Origin of the sequence: Pigmentiphaga soli, assembly GCF_039541095.1 — a bacterium.
Taxonomy (GTDB): domain Bacteria; phylum Pseudomonadota; class Gammaproteobacteria; order Burkholderiales; family Burkholderiaceae_B; genus Pigmentiphaga; species Pigmentiphaga soli.
Window position 1 is genome coordinate 26,315 of record NZ_BAABFO010000025.1, and the last position, 21,714, is coordinate 48,028.

A 21,714-nucleotide genomic window follows, 5' to 3' on the forward strand; every position below is an offset into this window, starting at 1 on the left:
TTTGTTCGGTAAGGTCATTGCGTGGGCCGGCCTGGTGCGCCGGCACCACCGATTACGCCTTCAGCTTGCGAATGCCAGCGCTCCCGTCCGAGGCGCCCTGCATCATGAACTGGATATCCGCGCTTGTGGGAATGAACCGTACGCCCTGGTCTACGTATCTACCCAAGGCCTTCGTATCCCAGATGCCTCCCAGGCCAACGTACTTGCCATGGCGCTTGCCGCCGCCCGGATATTCTGCATGGCATCGTCGAACGCGGGGGATCGAACTGGCGGTGGATGCCTGTTTCAGCGTCAGGTCGTTGCCGCCCAGCAGCAGATCGATGCCGGGCACTGCGCGATCGCATCCACGTTCGAAACACCTGTGGGCGTTTCGATGATGACCGCGACGATGTGTTGCCCGGCGCCGCCAATAGCCCAGATGGGCATGGCCGCTCCCGGCCGTCATTTCGCGCGTGGCGGGCGCGCCGCGGGCTGGAAGTCCGTGCCGAGGTGCGGCGCCTGTTCTTCGTGCGCCGCGCTTTCCTCTTTCTGCATCCGGTTCAGCAGCTTGACGAATTCGTACACGAGCTTGCGGCGGCGCGGGTCGAGCGCGGAGTAGCTGCGCCGCAGCGTCTGCAGGTCGTCGTGGTAGGGAGCGATGTCCCCTTCGCGCAGCGACGGGGTCATGCCGGGGATGGGCAGCGGTTCCACCAGCGCATACAAATCGGCCACGCGCACTTTCATTGCCCGCGCGATGCTTTCGAGACGGGTGATCGACGGCTTCTGCTTGCCGGTTTCGATGCGAGACAGGTTGCCGGCGTCGAAACCGGCTTCCATCGCCACGGCCTCGAGTTTGAGGCCGAGCTGCTCGCGGGTCTGGCGGATCGCGGAACCAATGTGCATGCCCCGATTGTCAGAGTCGTATTGCCTGCTACGCAAAGCGTAAGGCGCAAAAATTGCGTTATATTTTTGCGAAAGGAGCAAGCCGGCCGTGTCCCGCTATGGTGCGGATTACGATAAGTAAGAATTTGCTCCAATCGAGGAGCCTGCGCTACATGCAATCGTCATCACGTGCCACGCCAGTGGTTGTATTGCGCGGCATCGCCCTGGACGGGCGTGCGGACTGGATTTTCGCGCCGCTCGGCTGGGACGCCGCCAGCCTGGAGCGGCGTTTCCCGTTCTCGGGCCGGCCGGGGGCCGGCAATCGCCGCGCCCTGATCCGGCCCAGCCAGCTCGTCGAGCTGGTGGGCGAATTCGGCGAGCGCCCCTGCGTGGACCTGCCGGCGCCCTACGCGCTGAGCCGGCTGATGCGGCGCAACATGCTGGCGGTGGAGATCCTGATCGCGCGGGTGCCGCCCTCAGGCGGCCTCGGCCATTCCGCTGTGGCGTAGCAGCGCGTCGATCTGCGGGTCGCGGCCGCGGAAGGCGCGGAACGACTCGATCGCCGGCCGGCTGCCGCCCACCTCCAGGATCTCGCGCAGGAAACGGCTGCCCACCTGCGGCAGCAGCGCGGCGTCGCCGGCGGCTTCCTCGAAGGCGGCATAGGCGTCGGCCGACAGCACCTCGGCCCATTTGTAGCTGTAGTAGCCGGCCGAATAGCCGCCCGCGAAGATGTGGCTGAAGGTGTTGATCCAGCGCGAGATTTCCGGCTGCGGCAGCACGTGCAGGCGGTCGTTCACGGCGCGGCTCAGCTCCAGCACCGAGACCGGGCCGTCGGGGTCGAAATCGGTGTGCAGGTGCATGTCGGTGGCGGCCAGCACCACTTGCCGCAGCGTCATCAGCCCGCTCTGGAAGTTCTTGGCCGCCACCATCTTGTCGAACAGCTCGCGCGGCAGCGGCTCGCCGGTGTCGACGTGGGCGGTCATGTGTTCCAGCACGCCCCATTCCCAGCAGAAGTTTTCCATGAACTGGCTGGGCAGCTCGACCGCGTCCCATTCCACGCCGTGGATGCCGGAAACGCCGGCGTCTTCCACCTGGGTCAGCATGTGGTGCAGGCCGTGGCCGAATTCGTGAAACAGGGTGATGACGTCGTCATGGGTGAGCAGCGACGGCCGGCCGCCCGACGGCGGCGTGAAATTGCAGACCAGGTAGGCCACAGGCGTCTGCAGCTCGCCGGCGGGCAGGCGCTGGCGGGTGCGGGCGTCGTCCATCCAGGCGCCGCCGCGCTTGCCTTCGCGCGCGTACAGGTCGAGGTAGAACTGCGCCAGCAGGGTGCCGCCGGCCGATTCCACGCGGAAGAAGCGCACGTCGGGATGCCAGGCCGGCGCGCGGTCGGGCCGCACGCGCACCGAGAACAGCGATTCGATCACCCGGAACAGGCCTTGCAGCACCATCGGCTCGGGGAAGTACTGCTTCACCTCGTTTTCCGAGAAGGCGTAGCGCGCCTGGCGCAGCTTTTCGGAGGCATAGGCGATGTCCCAGGGCTCGAGCGTGTCCAGCCCCAGCTGGGCGGCGGCGAATTCGCGCAGTTCGCGCCAGTCGCGCTCGGCGTAGGGACGGGCGCGGGCGGCCAACTGGTTCAGGAAGTCTTGCACCTGCGCGGGCGAATCGGCCATCTTCGGCACCAGCGAGACTTCGCCGTAGTTGGCGTAGCCCAGCAGCCGGGCTTCTTCGCGCCGCAGCCGCAGCAGTTCCAGCATGATCGCGGTGTTGTCCCAGTCGGCCTTGCCCTGGGCGTACTGCGGCCCCAGCTCCGAGGCGCGGGTGACGTTGGCCTTGTAGATCGTCTCGCGCAGCGCGCGCTTGTCGGCGTATTGCAGCAGCGGGAAATACGAGGGGAAATGCAGCGTGAATTTCCAGCCGGCGTCGCCCTGGACGTCTTCGGCGCGGCCTTGCAGCGCGGCCTCGCGCGCGGCGTCTTTCACGTCGTCGGGCAGGCCGGCCAGCTCGGCCTCGTCGTGCACGATCAGCGCGTAGCCGTTGGTGGCGTCCAGCACGTGGTCGGAAAACGCCTTCGACAGCGTGGCCAGCCTTTCCTGGATCTCGGCGAAGCGCGGCTTGTGCGCTTCATCGAGCTCGGCGCCGCCCAGGCGGAAGCCGCGCAGCTCGTTCTCGATCACCTTCTTGCGGGCCGGCGCCAGGTCCTTGTATTCCTTGCCCGCCGCCAGCGCCTTGTAGCGCTCGTACAGCGCCAGGTTCTGGCCCAGCGAGCTCCAGAACTCCGTCACCCGCGGCAGGTTCTCGCCATAGGCCTCGCGCAGCGCCGGCGTGTCGGCCACGGCATTCAGGTGGCCCACCACGCCCCAGGCCCGCGACAGCGGCTCGGTGCCGGTTTCCAGCACCTCGGCCACGCTATGCCAGGTGGCAGGCGCCCCGGCCGCCTGGTCCGCCTCCAGCCGCGCCACGGCCTCGCGCGCCCGCTCGAGCAGCACGGTGACGGCCGGCGTGATGTGTTCGGGCCGGATCCGGTCGAACGGCGCCAAGCCGGAGAAATCGAGCAGGGGATTGTCGGATGCTGCGGCAGGAAGGGATGGGGACGACATGGAGACTCCAGGAAAGACACGCTGTCCCATCAATAATGGGGACGAACAAACCATCGCACAATACTCCGCCCCCCACCCAGGGCGCCGCGGATCCGGCTTTGCCGGTCCGCCAGCGCCGCCCCTTGAGGGGAGGCGGCCAAGGGCCGCCATGGGGTGGGCCTTCCCTCCGGTCCGCCAGCGCCGCCCCTTGAGGGGAGGCGCGCAGCGCCTAGGGGTAGGCCCTCTGCGCCGATTGCAGTGTGTTGGCCAGCAGCATGGTGATCGTCATCGGCCCGACGCCGCCGGGCACCGGCGTGATCCACCCGGCCACCTGCGAGACGCCGGCGAAGTCGACGTCGCCGCACAGCTTGCCGGCCTCGTCGCGGTTGATGCCGACGTCTATCACCAGCGCGCCGGGCTTGACCATGTCGGCCGTGAGCGTATTGCGGCGGCCGACGGCGGCCACGACCACGTCGGCTTCGCGGGTGTGGCGGGCGAGGTCGGGCGTGGCGCTGTGGCAGACGGTGACGGTGGCGTTGGCCTGCAGCAGCAGCAGGGCCATGGGCTTGCCGACCGTGTTGCTGCGGCCGATCACGACGGCGTGCTTGCCGCGCAGGTCGTAGCCCGTGCTTTCGATCAGCTTCATGCAGCCGTAGGGCGTGCAGGGCCGAAAGCCGTCCAGCCCGGCCAGCAGCTCGCCGGCGCTGCGCACCGAATAGCCGTCGACGTCTTTTTCGGTGGAAATGGTTTCGATCACCTTGTGGGGATCGATGTGGCGGGGCAGCGGCATCTGGACCAGGATGCCGTGGATGGCCGGATCGGCATTGAGCGCCTCGATCCTGGCCAGCAGCTCGGCCTCGGGCAGCGAGGCGTCGTACTTCTGCATGACCGAATGGAAGCCCGCATCGGCACAGGCCTTGACCTTGTTGCGCACGTACACCTGGGAGGCCGGGTCGTCGCCGACCAGGATCACCGCCAGGCCGGGGCGCGTGCCCTGTTGGGCCAGGGCGGCGGCGCGGGCGGCGATTTCGGTGCGCAGGTGCCGGGACAGTTCGGTGCCGTTGATCAGGCGGGCGGTCATGGGAAGGGCTCGAGGAAGAAGGTGGTTCGAACCCCGGATTTTACTGTACGGGGAAGACCGCCCCTGCCCGGCGCCGCCGGCTCAATTCCCCGGCCGGTAATGCAGCGCCACCTTCATCAGGTCGGCCACCGTGGTCACCTGCAGTTTTTCCATGATGTTGGCCCGGTGCGCCTCCACCGTCTTGATGCTGATCCCGAGGTCGTCGGCGATCTGCTTGTTCAGCCGGCCCGCGACGATGCGCTCCAGCACCTGCTGTTCGCGCACGGTCAGCCGCGCCAGCAGCGCTTCGTGGTCGCGCCGGGTGGCTTCCTCGGCCGCCCGCGCGTGGGCCTGTTCGAGCATGTTGGCGACGATCTGGCGCAGGTCGGCCTCGTTGAACGGCTTTTCGAGGAAATCGACCGCGCCTTTCTTCATGGTCGACACCGCCATCGGCACGTCGCCGTGGCCGGTCACGAACACGATGGGCAGGGTGGCGCGGCGGGCGATCAGTTGCTCCTGCAGTTCCAGGCCGGTCATGCCCGGCATCCGCACGTCGGCGATCAGCACGCCGACCACCGCCGGGTCGTACTCGGCCAGGAAGCGTTCGGCGTTGTCGTAGGCTTTTACCCGGTAGCCATTGGCCTCCAGCAGCCAGCGCAGCGAGTCGCGCACGGCCTCGTCGTCGTCGACGATGAATACGGTGCTGGACTGGGGCGTATTGCTCATTGGTGAAGCTCCTTCGGTGCGGATTCCTGTTCTGTTGTCTTGGTTTCGGCCGTCGCCAGCGGGCGGACCGCCGGCAGCGTGAACCGGAAAATGGTACCGCCTTCCGGATTCGGGTCGGCCCACAGCCGGCCGTGGTGGAATTCGATGATGGTACGGCAAATGTTCAGCCCCATGCCCATGCCTTCCGACTTGGTGCTGTAGAAAGGCTCGAACAGGCGCTCGGGATCGATCAGGCCGTGGCCGGTATCGGTAACGGCCACTTCCACCATGTCGCCGTGGTCGATGGCCTCGATCACCAGTTCGCGGCGCGACGAATCCTGCATCGCCTCCAGCCCGTTCTTCAACAGGTTGAGCACCACCTGCTCGATCAGGATCGGGTCGGCCATGACCTCCGGCAACTGCGGCGGGATCTTCTTGACGATATCGATGCGCCGCGTGCGCGACTCGATGCCGGCGAAGCCGACCGCATTCTCGACGACGTCGGGCAGCTTCACGCGCTGCCGCTTGGGTTCGCTGCGCTTCACGAACTCGCGGATGCGGCGGATGATCATGCCGGCCCGTTCGGCCTGGGCGGTGGTTTTCTCCAGCGCCGGCAGCAGCACCTCCGGGTCGACCTCGCCGGCCCGCACGCGCGCCACCACGCCCATGCTGTAGTTGGTGATCGCCGTCAGCGGCTGGTTCAGTTCGTGGGCCAGGGAGGACGCCATCTCGCCCATCGTGATCAGGCGGCTGGTGAGCTGGATCTTCTCCAGCTGGGCGCGCGAGGCTTCCTCGGAGGCGCGCCGTTCGGTAATGTCGCGCGCCACCTGCATCCGCACCCGGCGGCCGTCCACCCACTGCAGCATGCGGTGGCGCACCTCGAACCAGCGGTGGGTGGACGAGGAATACACCTCGATCGCCTCGTCGGTGAAGCGGCCGCGGCGGCCGGCCGACAGTTCGTCGTGGCCGGCGGCCTGCGAACCGAACACGCGGCGGTAGGTCTTGTTGGCGAACAGCAGCTCGGAACCCTTGGGCGTTTCGGCGGTGACCGAGATCGCGTCGTCCAGGCCTTCGAGCACCGTCATGAAGCGCTCGTGCGCCGCCACCAGCGCCTCGCGGATGCGCTTGGGCTCGGTGATGTCGGTCATCGAGGTCATCCAGCCGGTCTGCACCCCGCGCTGGTCGAGCAGCGGCGACACGTACATGCGGGCGAAGAATACCGAGCCGTCGCGCCGCTGGGCCTCCATCTCGAAACCGCTGCTGGGCGCGTTGCCGGCCAGCAGCATTTCGAGGTTGCGGCGCTGCTGTTCCTGGTTGCCCTTGGGCCAGTAGGGGTAGGGCGGGGCGCGGCCGAGCAGGTCGGACTCATCCCAGCCCATCATGCGGCAGAAGGCCGGGTTCACGTAGGTGATGCGGCCTTCCATGTCGAGCACCCGCATGCCGGTCAGCATGGAGTTTTCCATCGCGCGGCGGAACGCGGTCTCGGCGATCAGCGCTTCCTCGGCCTGCGAGCGGAAGCGGGTGTGCCGCCACAGCGCCATCAGGCTCCAGATGATGACCGCCGACAGCGACACCACCACCCACACCAGCATGGTCTGCGAGGTATCGGTGCGGGTACGGTAGGCGGCCGCGCGCAGCATCATGCCGTTGCCGGGCGGGTCGAGCGGGACCTCGTAGGTGTCGACCGCGCCCTTGTCGGCCTGGGTCGAGGTGGCCACCAGCACGCGGCCGTCGGCATCGAGGATCGACACTTTGTATTTGCGCGCCGTTTCCTGCGGCACCAATTGCTGCAGCATGGTGTCGACCGAATAGACCATGGCCAGCGTGCCGAGGAATCTTTCATTTTGGAACACCGGCACGTACAGGTCGACATAGATCTCGTTATATTGGCCGTGATAGGGGCGCGAGTAGGTCGGCCGGTGTTCGTCGCGGGCGATTTCGAAGGCGCGGAAGGCGGCCGGGTCTTCGGCGCCGGGCGTGCTCATGCGGAACGACTGGTTGGCGCGGCGCTCGGGCGTGGCCACCCAGCGGGCGCGGCGGTCGGCCTCAAGCCAGGCGACGTGGATGATTTCCGGGTGTTCGATCAAGAGCTCGCGGGCGTCGTCCTGGAAGCGGCTTTCGGTTACGGTGTTGCGCACCAGTTCGCGCCCGAGCGCGCCGATGCGGTCGCGGGCGGCCAGCATGCGCAGGCGCATCGATTGCTGAGCCCAATCGACGTCGCGCACCAGGGTGCTGTAGCGTTGCGCGTCGTCGCGGGCGTCGAGCCACCACAGGATGGAGCCCATGACGCAAACGAACAGCCCCAGCGCGACGGCCGGGGTGAGCCAGTACCAGGTGCGGCGCCGCAGGCGCGCGAGTTCGCCGACGGGCGCGGGAACGCTGGTGGGATAGACGGTAGACATGAGGCGAAGTGTACGCAGACCGGGGCTCGCGCGGGCAGGGATTTCATCCTTGGGAGAAAAACGCTTCCACCCGAAATGCTTGTGCATTTCACATTATGGTAAAACGTCTCGCAACGCGAAATTTTTATTGCACATGCCAGAGGCGGCTCTTAGAATCGCGGGCGACGGCAGTCCCGATACGGCGGCCCATAAAGCCGATCCGGCGGATGCCACTCGCTGCATGTGACGACATACCCAGGAGACAGATATGTCCGCTCTTCCCCAGGCCGGCGCCGGCCTGAGCGCTGCCAACGACGAAGATACCCAGGAAACCCAGGAATGGCTGGACGCGCTCGAGGCGGTGCTCGATCGTGAAGGCCCCGAGCGCGCGCATTATCTGCTCGAACGCCTGATCGACCTGGCCCGCCGCTCGGGCGCCTACATCCCGTTCTCGCCCAATACCGCCTACGTCAACACCATCCCGCCCCATCTCGAGCCCCCGCATCCCGGCAAGCTCGACCTGGAAGAGCGCATCCGTTCCTATATCCGCTGGAACGCGATGGCGATGGTGGTGCGCGCCAACCGCCTGCATCCGGCCGACGGCGGCGACCTGGGCGGCCACATCGCCTCGTTCGCGTCGCTGGCCACCATGATCGACTGCGGCCAGAACCACTTCTGGCATGCCGAGAGCGCCGAGCACGGCGGCGACCTGGTCTATTTCCAGGGCCATTCGTCGCCCGGGGTGTATGCCCGCGCCTACGTGGAAGGCCGGCTGACGGAAGACCAGCTCGATCACTTCCGCCAGGAAGTGGACGGCAAGGGCCTGTCGTCGTATCCGCATCCGAAGCTGATGCCCGATTTCTGGCAGTTCCCCACCGTGTCGATGGGCCTGGGCCCGCTGATGGCGATCTACCAGGCGCGCTTCCTGAAGTACCTGCACGCGCGCGGCATCGCCGACACCAGCCAGCGCAAGGTATGGGTATTCTGCGGCGACGGCGAGATGGACGAGCCGGAATCGCTGGGCGCGATCAGCCTGGCCTCGCGCGAGAACCTCGACAACCTGGTGTTCGTGATCAACTGCAATCTGCAGCGGCTCGACGGCCCGGTGCGCGGCAACGGCAAGATCATCCAGGAACTGGAAGGCGAATTCCGCGGCAGCGGCTGGAACGTCATCAAGCTGATCTGGGGCGGCTACTGGGACCCGCTGCTGGCGCGCGACAAGGAAGGCATCCTGCGCCGGATCATGGAAGAAACCGTGGACGGCGAATACCAGGCCTACAAGGCCAACGACGGCGCCTTCGTGCGCGAGAAGTTCTTCGGCAAGCATCCCAAGCTGCTGGAGATGGTCAGCCGCATGAGCGACGAGGACATCTGGCGCCTGAACCGCGGCGGCCACGACCCGCACAAGGTGTACGCGGCGTTCGACGCGGCGGCCAGGTCGGAAGGCCGGCCCACCGTGATCCTGGCCAAGACCATCAAGGGCTACGGCATGGGCGCGGCCGGCGAGTCGCGCAACCCGGCCCACCAGCAGAAGAAGCTGGACGCCGACATCATCCGCGCCTACCGCGACCGCTTCAACATCCCGGTGCCGGACGACAAGCTGGACCAGCTGCCGTTCTTCAAGCCGGCCGAAGACGCGCCGGAAATGAAGTACATGCATGAGCGCCGGCAGGCGCTGGGCGGCTACCTGCCCAAGCGCCGCCAGAAGGCCGACGAAACGCTGGCGGTGCCGGACCTGTCGGCCTTCCAGGCGGTGCTCGACCCGACCGCCGAAGGCCGCGAGATCTCCACCACCCAGGCCTTCGTGCGCGTCCTGACCCAGCTGCTGCGCGACAAGACCATCGGCCCGCGCGTGGTGCCCATCGTGCCCGACGAGTCGCGCACCTTCGGCATGGAAGGCATGTTCCGCCAGATCGGCATCTATGCCCACGGCGGCCAGAAGTACACCCCGGTCGACAAGGCCCAGGTGATGTACTACCGCGAAGCCGAGGACGGCCAGATCCTGGAAGAGGGCATCAACGAGGCGGGCGCGATGAGCTCGTGGATCGCCGCGGCGACCTCGTATTCGTCGAACAACCGCATCATGGTGCCGTTCTACATTTACTACTCGATGTTCGGCTTCCAGCGCATCGGCGACCTGGCCTGGGCCGCCGGCGACATGCAGGCGCGCGGCTTCCTGCTGGGCGGCACCGCGGGCCGCACCACGCTCAACGGCGAAGGCCTGCAGCACGAGGACGGCCACAGCCACCTGATGTCGGCCACCATCCCGAACTGCGTGTCGTACGACCCGACCTTCGCGCACGAACTGGCGGTCATCATCCAGCACGGCTTGAAGCGCATGGTCGAGCGGCAGGAGAACGTGTTCTATTACCTGACGGTGATGAACGAGAACTATGCCCAGCCGGGCCTGAAGACGGGCGACGAGGAAGGCATCATCCGCGGCATGTACAAGCTCAAGGAGGCTACCGGCAAGTCCAAGCTGCGCGTGCAGCTGCTGGGCTCGGGCACCATCCTGCGCGAAGTCATCGCGGCCCAGGAGCTGCTGGCCGCCGATTGGGGCGTGGCCGCCGACGTGTGGAGCGTGACCAGTTTCACCGAGCTGCGCCGCAACGGCCTGGACGCCGAGCGCCACAACCTGCTGCATCCCGCCGAAAAGACGCCTCAGGTGCCCTACGTGACCGAAACGCTGGCCAAGACCGAAGGCCCGATCGTCGCCTCCACCGACTACATGAAGGCCTTCGCCGACCAGATCCGCCCCTTCGTGCCGAAGGGCCGCGACTACCGCGTGCTGGGCACCGACGGCTTCGGCCGCTCGGACTTCCGCAGCAAGCTGCGCGAGCATTTCGAGGTCGACCGCCATTTCGTCGTGCTGTCGGCGCTGAAGGCGCTGGCCGACGAGGGCAAGCTCCCGGCCGAGAAGGCTGCCGAAGCGATCAAGAAGTACGGTATCAATCCCGAGAAAGCCAATCCCCAATACGCGTGATCGACGGCCGGGACGGCACGGGCGCCGCGGCGTCCGCCGTCCCGGCCGGCGGCGCGCCTGGCGGCGCGGCGCGGCCGGAACCGGCTTCCTGGAGACAACCGAATGAGCAATGTGAGCGAGCTGAAAGTCCCGGACATCGGCGACTTCAGCGATGTGGAAGTGATCGAGGTGCTGGTCAAGGTGGGCGACCGGATCAAGGCCGAGCAAAGCCTGGTCACCGTCGAGTCCGACAAGTCGTCGATGGAGATTCCGGCGGCGGCGGGCGGCGTGGTCAAGGCCGTCAAGGTCAAGGTGGGCGACAAGGTGAGCGAAGGCTCGCCGCTGGTCGATGTCGAGGCCGAAGGCGAGGGCGCCGAGCAGGCGCCGGCCGGCGCGGGCGCGCAGCAGGCCGCCGCTCCGCAGGCCGCTGCGCAACAGCCCGCCTCGCAGCAGGCCGGCGCTCCGCAGGCCGACGCGGGCAAGAAGGAAGCGCCGGCCGCCGCGCCGGCCCCGGCGCCGCAGGCCGGCGGCGCGGGCGGCGAACAGGTGGTCGAAGTTCCCGACATCGGCGATTTCAGCGACGTCGAAGTGATCGAGGTGCTGATCAAGGTCGGCGACGCGGTCAAGGCCGAACAGAGCCTGGTCACGGTCGAGTCCGACAAATCGTCGATGGAAATCCCCAGCGCCGCCGCCGGCGAGGTGGCCGAGCTGCTGGTCAAGGTGGGCGACAAGGTGTCCAAGGGCAGCCCGCTGGTGAAGCTGAAGACGGCGGGCGGCGCCCAGGCGGCCGCGCCAGCGCAGGCAGCTGCCGCGCCGGCTCCCGCCGGACAATCGCAGGCTGCCGCGCAGCCCCGGGCCGCCGAAAGCCAGCCCGCCTCCGCAGCGTCCGAACCGGGCGCCCAGCAGGCCGAGCGCCAGGCGCCGGTCGAACCGGTGCCGGCCGCGGCCCCCGGCGCCGGCAAGGCGCACGCCTCGCCGTCGGTGCGCAAATTCGCGCGCGAACTGGGCGTGGACCTGACCAAGGTTCCCGCCACCGGGCCGAAGAACCGCATCACGCCCGACGACGTCCGCAACTACATCAAGCGCGCGCTGGCGCAGCCCGGCGCGCCCGCGGCGGCGCCGGCCGCCGGCGGCGCCGGGCTGGACCTGCTGCCGTGGCCGAAGGTCGACTTCGCCAAGTTCGGCGAGATCGAGGCCAAGCCGCTGTCGCGCATCAAGAAGATCTCGGGCGCCAACCTGCACCGCAACTGGGTGATGATCCCTCACGTCACCAACAACGACGAGGCCGACATCACCGACCTGGAAGCCTTCCGCGTCCAGCTCAACAAGGAGAACGAGAAGGCCGGCATCAAGGTCACCATGCTGGCCTTCCTGATCAAGGCCGTGGTCGCGGCGCTCAAGCGCTTCCCCGAGTTCAACGCTTCGCTCGACGGCGATTCGCTGGTGCTGAAGAAGTACTACCACATCGGCTTCGCCGCCGACACGCCCAACGGCCTGGTGGTGCCGGTGGTGCGCGACGCCGACCGCAAGGGCGTGATCGAGATCGCGCGCGAAACGTCGGAACTGGCCAAGAAGGCGCGCGACGGCAAGCTGTCGCCGTCCGACATGCAGGGCGGGTGTTTCTCGATCTCGTCGCTGGGCGGCATCGGCGGCACGCATTTCACGCCCATCATCAACGCGCCGGAAGTGGCCATCCTGGGCGTCAGCCGCTCGGCCTACAAGCCGGTGTGGGACGGCAAGCAGTTCGTGCCGCAGCTGACGCTGCCGCTGTCGCTGTCGTACGACCACCGCGTGATCGACGGCGCCGCGGCGGCCCGCTTCAACGCCTTCCTGACGGCCGTGCTGGCGGACTTCCGCCGCATCCTGCTTTGAGGGGCAGCCGATGACCATCGAACTGAAAGTTCCCGACATCGGCGATTTCAGCGACGTCGAAGTGATCGAGATCCTGGTCGCCGAAGGCGACACGATCAAGCCCGAGCAAAGCCTGGTCACCGTCGAATCCGACAAGTCGTCGATGGAGATCCCGGCCGAGCAGGGCGGCGTGGTCAAGTCGCTGCGCGTCAAGATCGGCGACAAGGTCAGCAAGGGATCGGTGTTGGCCGAGATCGAGCCGGCCGGCGCTGCACCGGGTGGCGCTGCACAGGGTGGCGCTGCGCAAGGCGGCGCGGCCCCGGCCAAGGCCGAGGCGCCGGCCGCCGGCCAACCGGGCGGCAAGCCCGCGGGTGACCAGCCCGCAGGCGGCAAGCCCGCAGGCGATCAAGCCGCAGCCGGCAAGCCCGCAGGCGATCAAGCCGCAGCCGGCAAGCCCGTGGCCGCGCCGGCCCAGGCCCCGGCCGCGCAGCCATCTTCGGCCCGCCAGCCCGTGGGCGAAGCCACCGCCCCGCAGCCCGCCACCTTCTCCGGCCAGGCCGACCTGAGCTGCGACGTGCTGGTACTGGGCGCCGGCCCCGGCGGCTATTCGGCCGCGTTCCGCGCGGCAGACCTCGGCCTGAACGTGGTGCTGGTCGAACGCTACGCCGCCCTGGGCGGCGTCTGCCTGAACGTGGGCTGCATCCCGTCGAAGGCGCTGCTGCACACCGCGGCCGTCATCGAAGAAGCGGCGGCGATGGCCGACCACGGCATCAGCTTCGGCAAGCCGCAGGTCGATCTCGACAAGCTGCGCGCCTTCAAGGACAAGGTGGTCGGCAAGCTGACCGGCGGCCTCTCCGCGATGGCCAAGGCCCGCAAGGTGACAGTGATCCAGGGCGTGGGCAGCTTCGCCGACCCGCACCACCTGACCGTCAAGACCGCCGACGGCGACAAGACGGTGCGCTTCGCCAACGCCATCATCGCCGCCGGCAGCCAGTCGGTGAAGCTGCCGTTCGCCCCCGACGACGAACGCGTGGTCGATTCCACCGGCGCGCTGCTCCTGCGCAGCATTCCGCAGAAGATGCTGCTCATCGGCGGCGGCATCATCGGGCTCGAAATGGGCACGGTGTATTCCACGCTCGGCGCGCGGCTCGACGTGGTCGAGATGCTGGACGGCCTGATGCAGGGCGCCGACCGCGACCTCGTCAAGGTCTGGCAGAAGCACAACGCTCATCGCTTCGACAACATCATGGTCAAGACCAAGACGGTCGGCATGGAAGCGAAGGATGACGGCATCTGGGTCAGCTTCGAAGGCGAAGGCGCGCCCAAGGAGCCCCAACGCTACGACCTGGTGCTGCAGGCCGTGGGCCGCCGCCCCAACGGCGGCGCGATCGGCGCCGACAAGGCCGGCGTGGCCGTGACCGAGCGCGGCTTCATCCCGGTCGATTCGCAGATGCGCACCAACGTGCCGCACATCTTCGCCATCGGCGACCTGGTCGGCCAGCCCATGCTGGCCCACAAGGCGGTGCACGAAGGCCACGTGGCGGCCGAGGCCGCCGCCGGCCAGAAGAGCCACTTCGACGCGACCGTGATCCCGGCGGTGGCCTTCACCGACCCCGAAGTGGCCTGGGTCGGCCTGACCGAAGACGACGCGCGCAAGCAAGGCCGCAAGATCACCAAGGGCGTGTTCCCCTGGGCCGCTTCCGGCCGCGCGATCGCCAACGGCCGCGACGAAGGCGTCACCAAGCTGCTGTTCGACGAGGAAACCCACCGCATCGTCGGCGGCGGCATCGTCGGCACCGGCGCCGGCGACCTGATCAGCGAAGTGGCGCTCGCCATCGAAATGGGCGCCGACATGGTCGACATCGGCAAGACCATCCACCCGCACCCGACGCTGGGCGAATCGGTCGGCATGGCCGCCGAGGTGGCCGAAGGCGTCTGCACCGACCTGCCGCCGATGCGCAAGAAGTAGGCCGCGCCTGGCGCGCCGCCGTTCGCGGACAAGGGGCGCTTCGGCGCCTCTTTTTTCGTTTCACGATGATTCCGGCGCCGCATTTCGCGCCCGCGACAGCGGCGACTGCCCGATGTGCAGTCGTTCCGCTGCGCGGGCGAAATGGAGTTCTTCGGCACCGGCCAAGAAGCAGCGGAGGTGTCGAAGCGCCACCGTATTGCTCCTCCTGAGTCGGCGCGATCACGATCCCTCAGTCGAACTTGATCAAGTCCTTGAAGATCAGTCGGCCCCAGCTGTTTCCACGCGCCTGCACCAGCAGTCCGCCTTCCGAAAGCCGGCCGAGTTTGATCGGCGCGAAACCGAGCTTTTCCGCAAGCGCGCTAATCTCCGCTGCGGCTGCGTCATCGTCGCTCGCCAGAAACACGACTCTCCTGCCACCATGAACGGTGGGGTCTTGGGCAAGGGTGGCAGCGATCAAATGGTTGAAGCCCTTGACCAGTTTTGCGCCGGTGAAGGCCCGCGCGATAAATCTAGAAGAAGGCTGTCCTCCCAGTTGCTCAGGCGGCACGCCGTAGGCATTGGTCATATCAATGATGGTCTTGCCCTGCCAAGTGGGGAGCGCCTTCGCAACCTCCGGGTGCGACTCGAAACGGACGGCCAAAAAGATGACGTCCGCCTTGACGGCTTCCGCAAGCGTTTTGGGAATGATCGTGGGGCCGATCGCGGCCGCATCAGTTGCAAGGCTTTCCGGGTCGCGCTTGGTCGCAACAGATACTTCGATGCCGTTTCGGGCAAATGCCTTGGCAAGCGCTTGGCCGATATTGCCAAAGCCAATAATTGCGCAGCTCATATATTTTTCCTTGGTGTGCCACGGCTTCTAGGGCGCTCGAAATGTGGAGCGCCCCGGGCCAGTCGCGGCGTGTCAGAGTTGCGCCAGGCCGCCGTCGACGGCGAGCTCGCTGGCGGTCATGAAGCTGCTGTCCGACGACGCGAGGAAGGCGGCTGCCGCCCCAATCTCCGACGGATCAGCCATGCGCTGGAGCGGGGTCATTGCGCCGTAGGCCTTCTGGCCCTCCTCGCCCAGCGCCTCCTTGGCAAGTTCGGTCGCAGTCGCCCCGGGCGACAGCACATTTACCCGGATGCCGGTGCCCTTAAGATCTTCCGCCCAAGTACGCGCGAGATTGCGCACTGCCGCCTTGCTCGCGCTATAGGCCGTGAATCCGGGGGCACCCGTGGTGCCGGCGCTCGATCCGGTCAGGATGATCGAGCCTCCCTCGCGCATCAGCGCAAGCGCCTTCTGGACAGTGAAGATCGTGCCTTTCACATTGGTATCGAAGGTTTCGTCAATATGTTCGGCGGTGATCCGGCCGAGCGGGAGCGGGCTTCCCGCCCCGGCGTTGGCAAAGACGATATCGAGGGTTCCGCGCTCCGCCTTCACCGCCGCGTAGAGACGCTCGAGGTCGGCTTCATCGGAAACCGAACCCTTCACTGCGCGGGAATTGGGGCAAAGATCGGCCACGGCGGCGTCAAGCGCCTCTTGTCGGCGGCCAAAGATGAAGACGAAAGCGCCTTCCTCGATGAAACGCTTTGCCGCGGCAAGGCCGATGCCGGTTGCGCCGCCAGTAATGACGGCGGTCTTTCCATTCAGTCTGGTCATGTCACGAACCCTTGATTGACGTTGCAAGGAAGCAGAAAACTGCTTACTTGAGGTAAGTATGGGTCCATGGTAACCTAACGACAAGTATGCACTTTTAGGTAAGTACCAAGAATGACGACACCTTCTGAAACCTGCGGAACCGGCTGCGGACTCAACGCCACACTGCGCATCATCTCGGGCAAATGGAAACCACTGATCCTGTTCTTCCTGCGCGACGGGCCGAAGCGCTACGGCGAACTCCGGCGCTTGATCGAGGGCGTCAGCGACAAGGTGCTGATCCAGCAATTGAAGGATTTGGAAGCTGATCGCGTGCTGGCACGAACCGACTACAAGGAGGTGCCACCGCGCGTGGACTACGCGTTGACCCCGCTTGGTCGTAGCTTGGCCGACGCCATCATCCCGCTATGCACTTGGGGAACTGAGCACGCATCAGAAATGGCAGGCATCTTTGCCGAGCGTGACGCTTTGCCCTAGCTAAAGCGGACGGGCCATGGATCGGGCAGCAAGGCTCGACGGCAGAGACTCTTCGTTGCGCGCCGGCCCGGCGGCAATTCTCGCTATCTCCGCACCGTCAGCCGCCACAGCGACGTGATCTCGCCGCCGCGCGCCTGGTGCAGCGGATCGTCGGCATCGGCGGCCTTGCGGTGCGTGGGGCGGGCATCGAGCCGGGCAACTACCTCCAGCCCGGCGGCCTCGATCGCATCGAGCAGCGACTGGCGCGTGCGCAGCTCCAGCCGCTCGGCCAGGTCCGACAGGACGAGCCAGCCTTCGCCGCCGGGTTCCAGGTGAGCGGCCAGGCCGCCCAGGAAGCCGGCCAGCATGCGGCCGTCGGCATCGTAGACGGCGTGTTCCAGCGGCGACGACGGCCGCGCCGGCAGCCATGGCGGATTGCAGACGACGAGCGGCGCGCGGCCGGGCGGGAACAGGTCGGCCTCGACGACGTCGATGCGGCGCGCCAGCCCCAGCCGCGCGACGTTGTCGCGGGCGCAGGCCAGCGCGCGCGGATCGACGTCGGTGGCGACCACGCGCGCCACGCCGCGCCGCGCCAGCACGGCCGCCAGCACGCCGGTGCCGGTGCCGATGTCGAAGGCCAGCGCCGGCGCGGGCGAGGGCAGCGGCGCTCGCGCCACCAGGTCCAGGTATTCGCCCCGCACCGGCGAGAACACGCCATGATGCGGATGGATGCGGCCGCCGGCGGCGGGCACCGGCACGCCTTTCTTGCGCCATTCGTGGGCGCCGATCAGCCCTTGCAGCTCGCGCAGCGAGATCACCGACGGTTCGCCGCCCGCGCCCCATACCTCGGCGCAGGCCTGCCGCACGTCGGGCGCGCGGCGCAGCGGAATGCCGTAATCGGCGTCCAGCGGCACCAGCAGCATGCCCAGGATGCGGGCGCGCTGCGCCTGCGCCAGCCGATGCCGGTTGAAGGCGTCGAGCGGGGAGGCGGCCGGTTTGCGCGGCCGGCGGTCGATGCGGCGCGCCAGGGCCTGCAGCAACTGGCGCGCGTTCTGGAAATCGCCGCGCCACAGCAGCGCCGTGCCTTCGCAGGCCAGCCGGTAGGCGGTGTCGGCGTTCATGCGGTCGTCGGCCGTCTGCACCCGGGCCGGCGGCGGATGGCCGTTCTCGGAGCGCCAGAGCGCGGCATGCGGCTGGCCGGATTCGGTCCAACCTACGGTGGAAGGGGTATTCAAATCGTCACCTGCTGGCACGCGCTGGGAAGGGGCCGATTATAAGGATCCCGGGCTTGGGCCGGGCGCGATGCGCGGGGCGTCGCGACGCCGGGCCGCCGGCGTCCTCCCACGCTATCATCGCGGTGTCCCCGACCAACCTCGCGGCGCGCATGCGCGCGCCGCGGCGAGAGCCACTGCCATGTCCCGATTCGATTTCGACCTCATCACCATCGGCGCCGGTTCCGGCGGCGTGGCCGCCTCGCGCCGCGCGGCCGCCTACGGCGCGCGCGTGGCCATCTGCGAAGACAGCCGCGTGGGCGGCACCTGCGTGATCCGCGGCTGCGTGCCGAAGAAGCTGCTGATGTTCGGCTCGCAGTTCTCCGAGGCCTTCGAGGACGCGGCGGGCTACGGCTGGTCGGTCGGGCCCGCGAGCTTCGACTGGCCGGCGCTGATCGCCGCCAAGGACCGCGAGATCGCGCGCCTGGAAGGCGTCTATCGCAAACTGCTGGACGGCGCCGGGGTGACGCTGCTGGAAGGCCGCGGCACGCTGGCCGACCCGCACACCGTGGAAGTGGCCGGCCGCCGGCTGACCGCCGAACGCATCCTGGTGGCCACCGGCGCGCGGCCGGCGCTGCCGCAGATCCCGGGCATCGACCTGGCCATCACCTCGAACGAGGCGCTGGACCTGCCGGAACTGCCGCGCCAGGTGCTGATCGTCGGCGGCGGCTACATCGCGCTCGAATTCGCCGGCATCTTCCGCGGGCTCGGCGCCGACGTGTCGCTGGCGATCCGCCGCGACGCCGTGCTTGGCGGCTTCGACGCCGACATCCGCGACGCGGTCATGGCCTCGCTGGTCAAGCGCGGCGTGCTGGTCCTGCCGCACACCCAGGTGGCCGCGCTGCACCGCGAAGGCGAGCGCACCGCCGCGCTGCTCGACGATGGCCGCACCATGGTGGTCGATCGCGTCATGGTGGCCACCGGGCGGCTGCCCAACACCGGCGGCCTCGGGCTGGAGGCCTGCGGCGTCACGCTGGACCTGGAAGGCGCGGTGGAGGTCGGCGCCGATTCGCAGACCACAGCGCCCGGCATCTACGCGGTGGGCGACGTCACCAACCGCATGAACCTGACGCCGTGGGCGATCGCCGAAGGCCGGGCGCTGGCCGAACGGCTGTACAACGGCAAAAGCGTGCACGCCGATCCGCACCACGTGCCGTCGGCCGTGTTCTCCCAGCCGCCGGTGGCCACGGTGGGCCTGTCGGAAGACGACGCCCGGCTGCACTACGGCAAGATCACCGTGTTCCGCTCGCGCTTCCGGCCGATGAAGAACACCCTGTCGGGCCGCGACGAAACCACGATGATGAAGCTGGTGGTCGACGCCGCCACCGACCGCGTGCTGGGCTGCCACATGGTCGGCCCCGACGCGCCCGAGATCATCCAGGGCCTGGCCATCGCGCTGAACTGCGGTGCCACCAAGCAGCAGTTCGACCGCACCATCGGCCTGCATCCGACGGCGGCCGAGGAGTTCGTCACGATGCGCGAACCCGTGAGGTAGGCCCATCCCGTACGCGCTTCGCGCGCCTCTCGAGGGGCGACGCCGGCCGACCGGCGAAGCCGGATCCGCGGCGTCCCGGATGGCAGGGCGGTTCAATCGGGGCTGGCTTGCAAAGCTCAAGTTCCGCCGATATTGCGCACCAGCCCGCCGTCGACGAAATAGCTGGCGCCAGTCACGTAGCTGGCGTCGCCGGAGGCCAGGAACAACGCGACGTTGGCGACTTCCTGCGGATCGCCCGGGCGGCGCATCGGGATCTGCGAGGCTGCCTTGGCGGCGCTGGCCGGGTCGCGCAGCCGTTTCTCGGTCATCGGCGTGGCGATCATGCCGGGCGCCACATTGTTGATGCGCACGCCGTCGGCCGCCAGCTCCAGCGCCAGCGTGCGGGTGATCGAGCGCAGCGCGGCCTTGGCCGCGTCGTAGGCGACGCTGCCGGGCAGCGAGATTTCCTCGTGCACCGAGGTGATGTTGACGATGGCGCCGCCGCCCTGCGCCACCATGCGCTTGGCCGCGGCCTGGCACAACAGCCACGGCGCCACCACGTCGACGTGCAATACCCGCAGGAACTCGTCCAGCGGCGTGTCCAGCGAACGGTTCTGCGACGCGCCCATGCCGGCGTCGTTGACGAGGATGTCGATGGCGCCGATCTTCTGCAACGCCTGTTCGAAGAAGGCGCTCACATTGGCCGGCTCGGAGAAGTCCGCCTGGACCACCTCGGCGCGGCGGCCGGCCGTGCGCACCTGAGCCGCCGTCTGTTCGGCCCCGCCCCGGTCGGACCGGTAATGGATGAGTACGTCGGCGCCTTCGCGCGCGAAAGTCACGGCGATCGCCTGGCCAATGCCGCTGTCGGCCCCGGTCACCCAGGCCGTCTTGCCCGATAGTTTCATGCTGGACTCCCCTTGCGGCCGCGATGCGATGGCCGGCACGCAGCAATTGCCATGCCGCCTGCCAGGCCGCGGGAATTGTTTGCTGCCGGACAGGACAATGAATGACAATCACTGTTCCGATCCCTCCGCCCCGGCCTCCCTCGCCATGACCATCCAGCTCTACGCCTTCGATACGCCCAACGGCCGCAAGATCAGCGTCGCCCTCGAAGAAATGCAGTTGCCCTATGCCGCGCACGTGGTCGACATCGGCAAGAAGCAGCAGTTCGAGCCCGACTTCCTGCGCATCAGCCCGCCCGGCAAGATCCCCGCCATCGTCGACGACGACGGCCCGGGCGGCAAGACCGTCAGCGTGTTCGAGTCGGGCGCGATCCTGGTCTACCTGGGCGAGAAGTCCGGCAAGTTCTGGCCGGCCGATCCGCTGGCCCGCGTCGAGGTGCTGCAGTGGCTGATGTTCCAGGTGGGCAGCTTCGGGCCGATGCCGGGCCAGGTCCATCACTTCCTGTCGGTGCAGGATCCGGCCGACCAACGCTACGGCCTGGAGCGCTTCACCAAGGAGACGCTGCGCCTGTACGGCGTGATGGACCGCCACCTGGAACGCAACGAATACTTTGCCCGCGAGTTGTCGATCGCCGATTTCGCGATCCTCGGCTGGGCCTGGCGCCACCCGCGGCACCGCGTGGACCTGGCCGACTACCCCCATGTGGAGCGCTGGTACGGCGCGCTGATGAGCCGGCCCGGCGTGCGGCGCGGGTTCGAGGTGCCGCTGCGATGAACCGGACGGCGCCGCGCCGCCCGCAACGATAAGGAACCGGCCGCATGCCGATCACCATCAAGACGCCCGCGCAGATCGAGGCGATGCGCGTGGCCGGCCGCCTGGCCGCCGAAGTGCTCGACATGATCGGCGAGTACGTGCGGCCGGGCGTGTCCACCGAAGAGCTGGACCGGCGCTGCTTCGAATACATCACGCAGGTGCAGAAGGCGATCCCGGCCAACGTGGGCTACCGCGGCTTTCCGAAGACGCTGTGCGCGTCGGTCAACGGCGTGGTCTGCCACGGCATCCCGAGCCCGGCCGAGATCCTGCGCGAGGGCGACATCGTCAATCTCGACGTTACCGTCATCAAGGACGGCTGGCACGGCGACACCAGCCGCATGTATTTCGCCGGCCGGCCGTCGCCGGCCGCGCGCCGGCTGGTCGACACCACGCGGGAAGCGATGCTGCGCGGCGTGGCCGAGGTGCGCCCCGGCGCCCGCCTGGGCGACGTCGGCGCCGCGATCCAGCGCCATGCCGAGGCCCACGGCTATTCGGTGGTGCGCGAATTCTGCGGCCACGGCATCGGCCGCGTCTATCACGAGGAGCCGCAGGTCCTGCACTACGGCAAGAACGGCACCGGGCTGCCGCTGCGCGAAGGCATGGTGTTCACCATCGAGCCCATGCTCAACGCCGGCGGCGCGGCGGTCAAGGTGCGCGACGACGGCTGGACGGTGGAAACCGCCGACGGCTCGCTGTCGGCACAGTGGGAACACATGGTCGCCGTCACCCCCAACGGTTATGAGGTATTGACCTCCCCCGCGCGCTGACGCGCGCCCCGGGGGGCGGTGCTTGTGGG

The 21,714-nt window shown here is 68.0% G+C and carries 18 protein-coding genes and 1 pseudogene; 8 read left to right on the forward strand and 11 right to left on the reverse strand.

The features are described 5' to 3' along the window. Positions 1-52: 52 nt before the first annotated feature. Together ABD927_RS20140 and ABD927_RS20145 are read right to left on the reverse strand one after the other, a co-directional pair. Positions 53-331 carry a hypothetical protein gene (locus tag ABD927_RS20140; protein ID WP_345251650.1) on the reverse strand — a complete coding sequence of 93 codons (279 nt, stop codon included), beginning with the start codon at positions 329-331 and terminating at the stop codon, positions 53-55. Between the two features lie 110 nt (positions 332-441). Further along, the gene (locus ABD927_RS20145) at positions 442-882 is read right to left on the reverse strand and encodes a helix-turn-helix domain-containing protein (protein WP_345251651.1); all 441 of its coding nucleotides are present in this window, start codon (positions 880-882) and stop codon (positions 442-444) included. Positions 883-1,034: 152 nt separating this feature from the next. Here ABD927_RS20145 and ABD927_RS20150 point away from each other — a divergent pair, with 152 nt between their 5' ends. Continuing rightward, positions 1,035-1,370, forward strand: a complete 336-nt coding sequence (locus tag ABD927_RS20150) for a hypothetical protein (RefSeq protein WP_345251652.1) — start codon at positions 1,035-1,037, stop codon at positions 1,368-1,370. Here the strand turns inward: ABD927_RS20150 and ABD927_RS20155 are convergent. From ABD927_RS20155 to ABD927_RS20170, 4 genes are all read right to left on the reverse strand, one after another. Beyond that, positions 1,338-3,461 carry a M3 family metallopeptidase gene (locus ABD927_RS20155; RefSeq protein WP_345251653.1) on the reverse strand — a complete coding sequence of 708 codons (2,124 nt, stop codon included), beginning with the start codon at positions 3,459-3,461 and terminating at the stop codon, positions 1,338-1,340. The two genes, ABD927_RS20150 and ABD927_RS20155, sit on opposite strands and share 33 nt — an antisense overlap. Positions 3,462-3,669: 208 nt before the next feature. Continuing rightward, positions 3,670-4,521 carry a bifunctional methylenetetrahydrofolate dehydrogenase/methenyltetrahydrofolate cyclohydrolase FolD gene (gene folD, locus ABD927_RS20160; RefSeq protein WP_345251654.1) on the reverse strand — a complete coding sequence of 284 codons (852 nt, stop codon included), beginning with the start codon at positions 4,519-4,521 and terminating at the stop codon, positions 3,670-3,672. A gap of 81 nt (positions 4,522-4,602) precedes the next feature. Further along, on the reverse strand, positions 4,603-5,226 hold the full coding sequence (locus tag ABD927_RS20165) for a response regulator transcription factor (RefSeq protein WP_345251655.1): 624 nt from the start codon (positions 5,224-5,226) through the stop codon (positions 4,603-4,605). Next, a complete protein-coding gene (locus ABD927_RS20170; RefSeq protein ID WP_345251656.1) occupies positions 5,223-7,607 on the reverse strand; it encodes a PAS domain S-box protein in 2,385 nt (794 codons plus the stop codon). Before ABD927_RS20170 ends, ABD927_RS20165 begins: the two co-directional genes overlap by 4 nt. 247 nt (positions 7,608-7,854) lie before the next feature. Here ABD927_RS20170 and aceE point away from each other — a divergent pair, with 247 nt between their 5' ends. From aceE to lpdA, 3 genes are all read left to right on the forward strand, one after another. Further along, positions 7,855-10,569, forward strand: coding sequence for a pyruvate dehydrogenase (acetyl-transferring), homodimeric type (gene aceE / locus ABD927_RS20175; RefSeq protein WP_345251657.1), 2,715 nt, complete (start codon positions 7,855-7,857; stop codon positions 10,567-10,569). Between the two features lie 102 nt (positions 10,570-10,671). Next, positions 10,672-12,420 carry a dihydrolipoyllysine-residue acetyltransferase gene (gene aceF, locus ABD927_RS20180; RefSeq protein WP_345251658.1) on the forward strand — a complete coding sequence of 583 codons (1,749 nt, stop codon included), beginning with the start codon at positions 10,672-10,674 and terminating at the stop codon, positions 12,418-12,420. A 10-nt stretch (positions 12,421-12,430) separates the two neighbouring features. Beyond that, positions 12,431-14,368, forward strand: coding sequence for a dihydrolipoyl dehydrogenase (gene lpdA / locus ABD927_RS20185; RefSeq protein WP_345251659.1), 1,938 nt, complete (start codon positions 12,431-12,433; stop codon positions 14,366-14,368). Between the two features lie 87 nt (positions 14,369-14,455). On the opposite strand, the pseudogene ABD927_RS20190 reads toward lpdA, so the two are convergent. The 3 genes and pseudogenes from ABD927_RS20190 to ABD927_RS20200 form a co-directional block, all read right to left on the reverse strand. Beyond that, positions 14,456-14,560 (reverse strand): annotated as a pseudogene (locus tag ABD927_RS20190) (LysR family transcriptional regulator); the annotation flags it as partial. Positions 14,561-14,597: 37 nt separating this feature from the next. Next, the gene (locus ABD927_RS20195; protein WP_345251660.1) at positions 14,598-15,197 is read right to left on the reverse strand and encodes an NADPH-dependent F420 reductase; all 600 of its coding nucleotides are present in this window, start codon (positions 15,195-15,197) and stop codon (positions 14,598-14,600) included. 72 nt (positions 15,198-15,269) lie between these two features. Next, positions 15,270-16,004, reverse strand: a complete 735-nt coding sequence (locus tag ABD927_RS20200; RefSeq protein ID WP_345251661.1) for an SDR family NAD(P)-dependent oxidoreductase — start codon at positions 16,002-16,004, stop codon at positions 15,270-15,272. Between the two features lie 111 nt (positions 16,005-16,115). Here ABD927_RS20200 and ABD927_RS20205 point away from each other — a divergent pair, with 111 nt between their 5' ends. Next, positions 16,116-16,478, forward strand: a complete 363-nt coding sequence (locus tag ABD927_RS20205; RefSeq protein ID WP_345251662.1) for a winged helix-turn-helix transcriptional regulator — start codon at positions 16,116-16,118, stop codon at positions 16,476-16,478. An 83-nt stretch (positions 16,479-16,561) separates the two neighbouring features. Here the strand turns inward: ABD927_RS20205 and ABD927_RS20210 are convergent, their stop codons facing one another. Beyond that, positions 16,562-17,692 carry a methyltransferase gene (locus tag ABD927_RS20210; RefSeq protein ID WP_345251663.1) on the reverse strand — a complete coding sequence of 377 codons (1,131 nt, stop codon included), beginning with the start codon at positions 17,690-17,692 and terminating at the stop codon, positions 16,562-16,564. Between the two features lie 178 nt (positions 17,693-17,870). Between ABD927_RS20210 and gor the strand changes: the two genes are divergently transcribed. Further along, entirely contained in the window at positions 17,871-19,223 is a 1,353-nt protein-coding gene (gene gor, locus ABD927_RS20215; protein ID WP_345251664.1) for a glutathione-disulfide reductase, read from the forward strand. Between the two features lie 116 nt (positions 19,224-19,339). Here gor and ABD927_RS20220 read toward each other — a convergent pair whose 3' ends face one another. Next, entirely contained in the window at positions 19,340-20,107 is a 768-nt protein-coding gene (locus ABD927_RS20220) for an SDR family oxidoreductase (protein WP_345251665.1), read from the reverse strand. Between the two features lie 145 nt (positions 20,108-20,252). Here ABD927_RS20220 and ABD927_RS20225 point away from each other — a divergent pair, with 145 nt between their 5' ends. Beyond that, positions 20,253-20,879, forward strand: coding sequence for a glutathione S-transferase family protein (locus tag ABD927_RS20225; protein ID WP_345251691.1), 627 nt, complete (start codon positions 20,253-20,255; stop codon positions 20,877-20,879). A 44-nt stretch (positions 20,880-20,923) separates the two neighbouring features. Next, positions 20,924-21,685: a type I methionyl aminopeptidase gene (gene map, locus ABD927_RS20230; RefSeq protein WP_345251666.1), complete on the forward strand. Its 762-nt coding sequence runs from the start codon at positions 20,924-20,926 to the stop codon at positions 21,683-21,685. Positions 21,686-21,714: the final 29 nt, after the last annotated feature.

Excerpts from the sequence above, each read along its gene's own strand:
- ABD927_RS20195 (WP_345251660.1), bottom strand. The coding sequence starts at position 15,197 with ATGAGCTGCGCAATTATTGGCTTTGGCAATATCGGCCAAGCGCTTGCC.
- lpdA (WP_345251659.1), top strand. The coding sequence starts at position 12,431 with ATGACCATCGAACTGAAAGTTCCCGACATCGGCGATTTCAGCGACGTC.
- ABD927_RS20205 (WP_345251662.1), top strand. The coding sequence starts at position 16,116 with ATGACGACACCTTCTGAAACCTGCGGAACCGGCTGCGGACTCAACGCC.
- gor (WP_345251664.1), top strand. The coding sequence starts at position 17,871 with ATGTCCCGATTCGATTTCGACCTCATCACCATCGGCGCCGGTTCCGGC.
- ABD927_RS20170 (WP_345251656.1), bottom strand. The coding sequence starts at position 7,607 with ATGTCTACCGTCTATCCCACCAGCGTTCCCGCGCCCGTCGGCGAACTC.
- ABD927_RS20150 (WP_345251652.1), top strand. The coding sequence starts at position 1,035 with ATGCAATCGTCATCACGTGCCACGCCAGTGGTTGTATTGCGCGGCATC.
- folD (WP_345251654.1), bottom strand. The coding sequence starts at position 4,521 with ATGACCGCCCGCCTGATCAACGGCACCGAACTGTCCCGGCACCTGCGC.
- ABD927_RS20225 (WP_345251691.1), top strand. The coding sequence starts at position 20,253 with ATGACCATCCAGCTCTACGCCTTCGATACGCCCAACGGCCGCAAGATC.
- ABD927_RS20165 (WP_345251655.1), bottom strand. The coding sequence starts at position 5,226 with ATGAGCAATACGCCCCAGTCCAGCACCGTATTCATCGTCGACGACGAC.
- ABD927_RS20220 (WP_345251665.1), bottom strand. The coding sequence starts at position 20,107 with ATGAAACTATCGGGCAAGACGGCCTGGGTGACCGGGGCCGACAGCGGC.
- map (WP_345251666.1), top strand. The coding sequence starts at position 20,924 with ATGCCGATCACCATCAAGACGCCCGCGCAGATCGAGGCGATGCGCGTG.
- ABD927_RS20155 (WP_345251653.1), bottom strand. The coding sequence starts at position 3,461 with ATGTCGTCCCCATCCCTTCCTGCCGCAGCATCCGACAATCCCCTGCTC.
- aceF (WP_345251658.1), top strand. The coding sequence starts at position 10,672 with ATGAGCAATGTGAGCGAGCTGAAAGTCCCGGACATCGGCGACTTCAGC.
- ABD927_RS20200 (WP_345251661.1), bottom strand. The coding sequence starts at position 16,004 with ATGACCAGACTGAATGGAAAGACCGCCGTCATTACTGGCGGCGCAACC.
- ABD927_RS20145 (WP_345251651.1), bottom strand. The coding sequence starts at position 882 with ATGCACATTGGTTCCGCGATCCGCCAGACCCGCGAGCAGCTCGGCCTC.
- aceE (WP_345251657.1), top strand. The coding sequence starts at position 7,855 with ATGTCCGCTCTTCCCCAGGCCGGCGCCGGCCTGAGCGCTGCCAACGAC.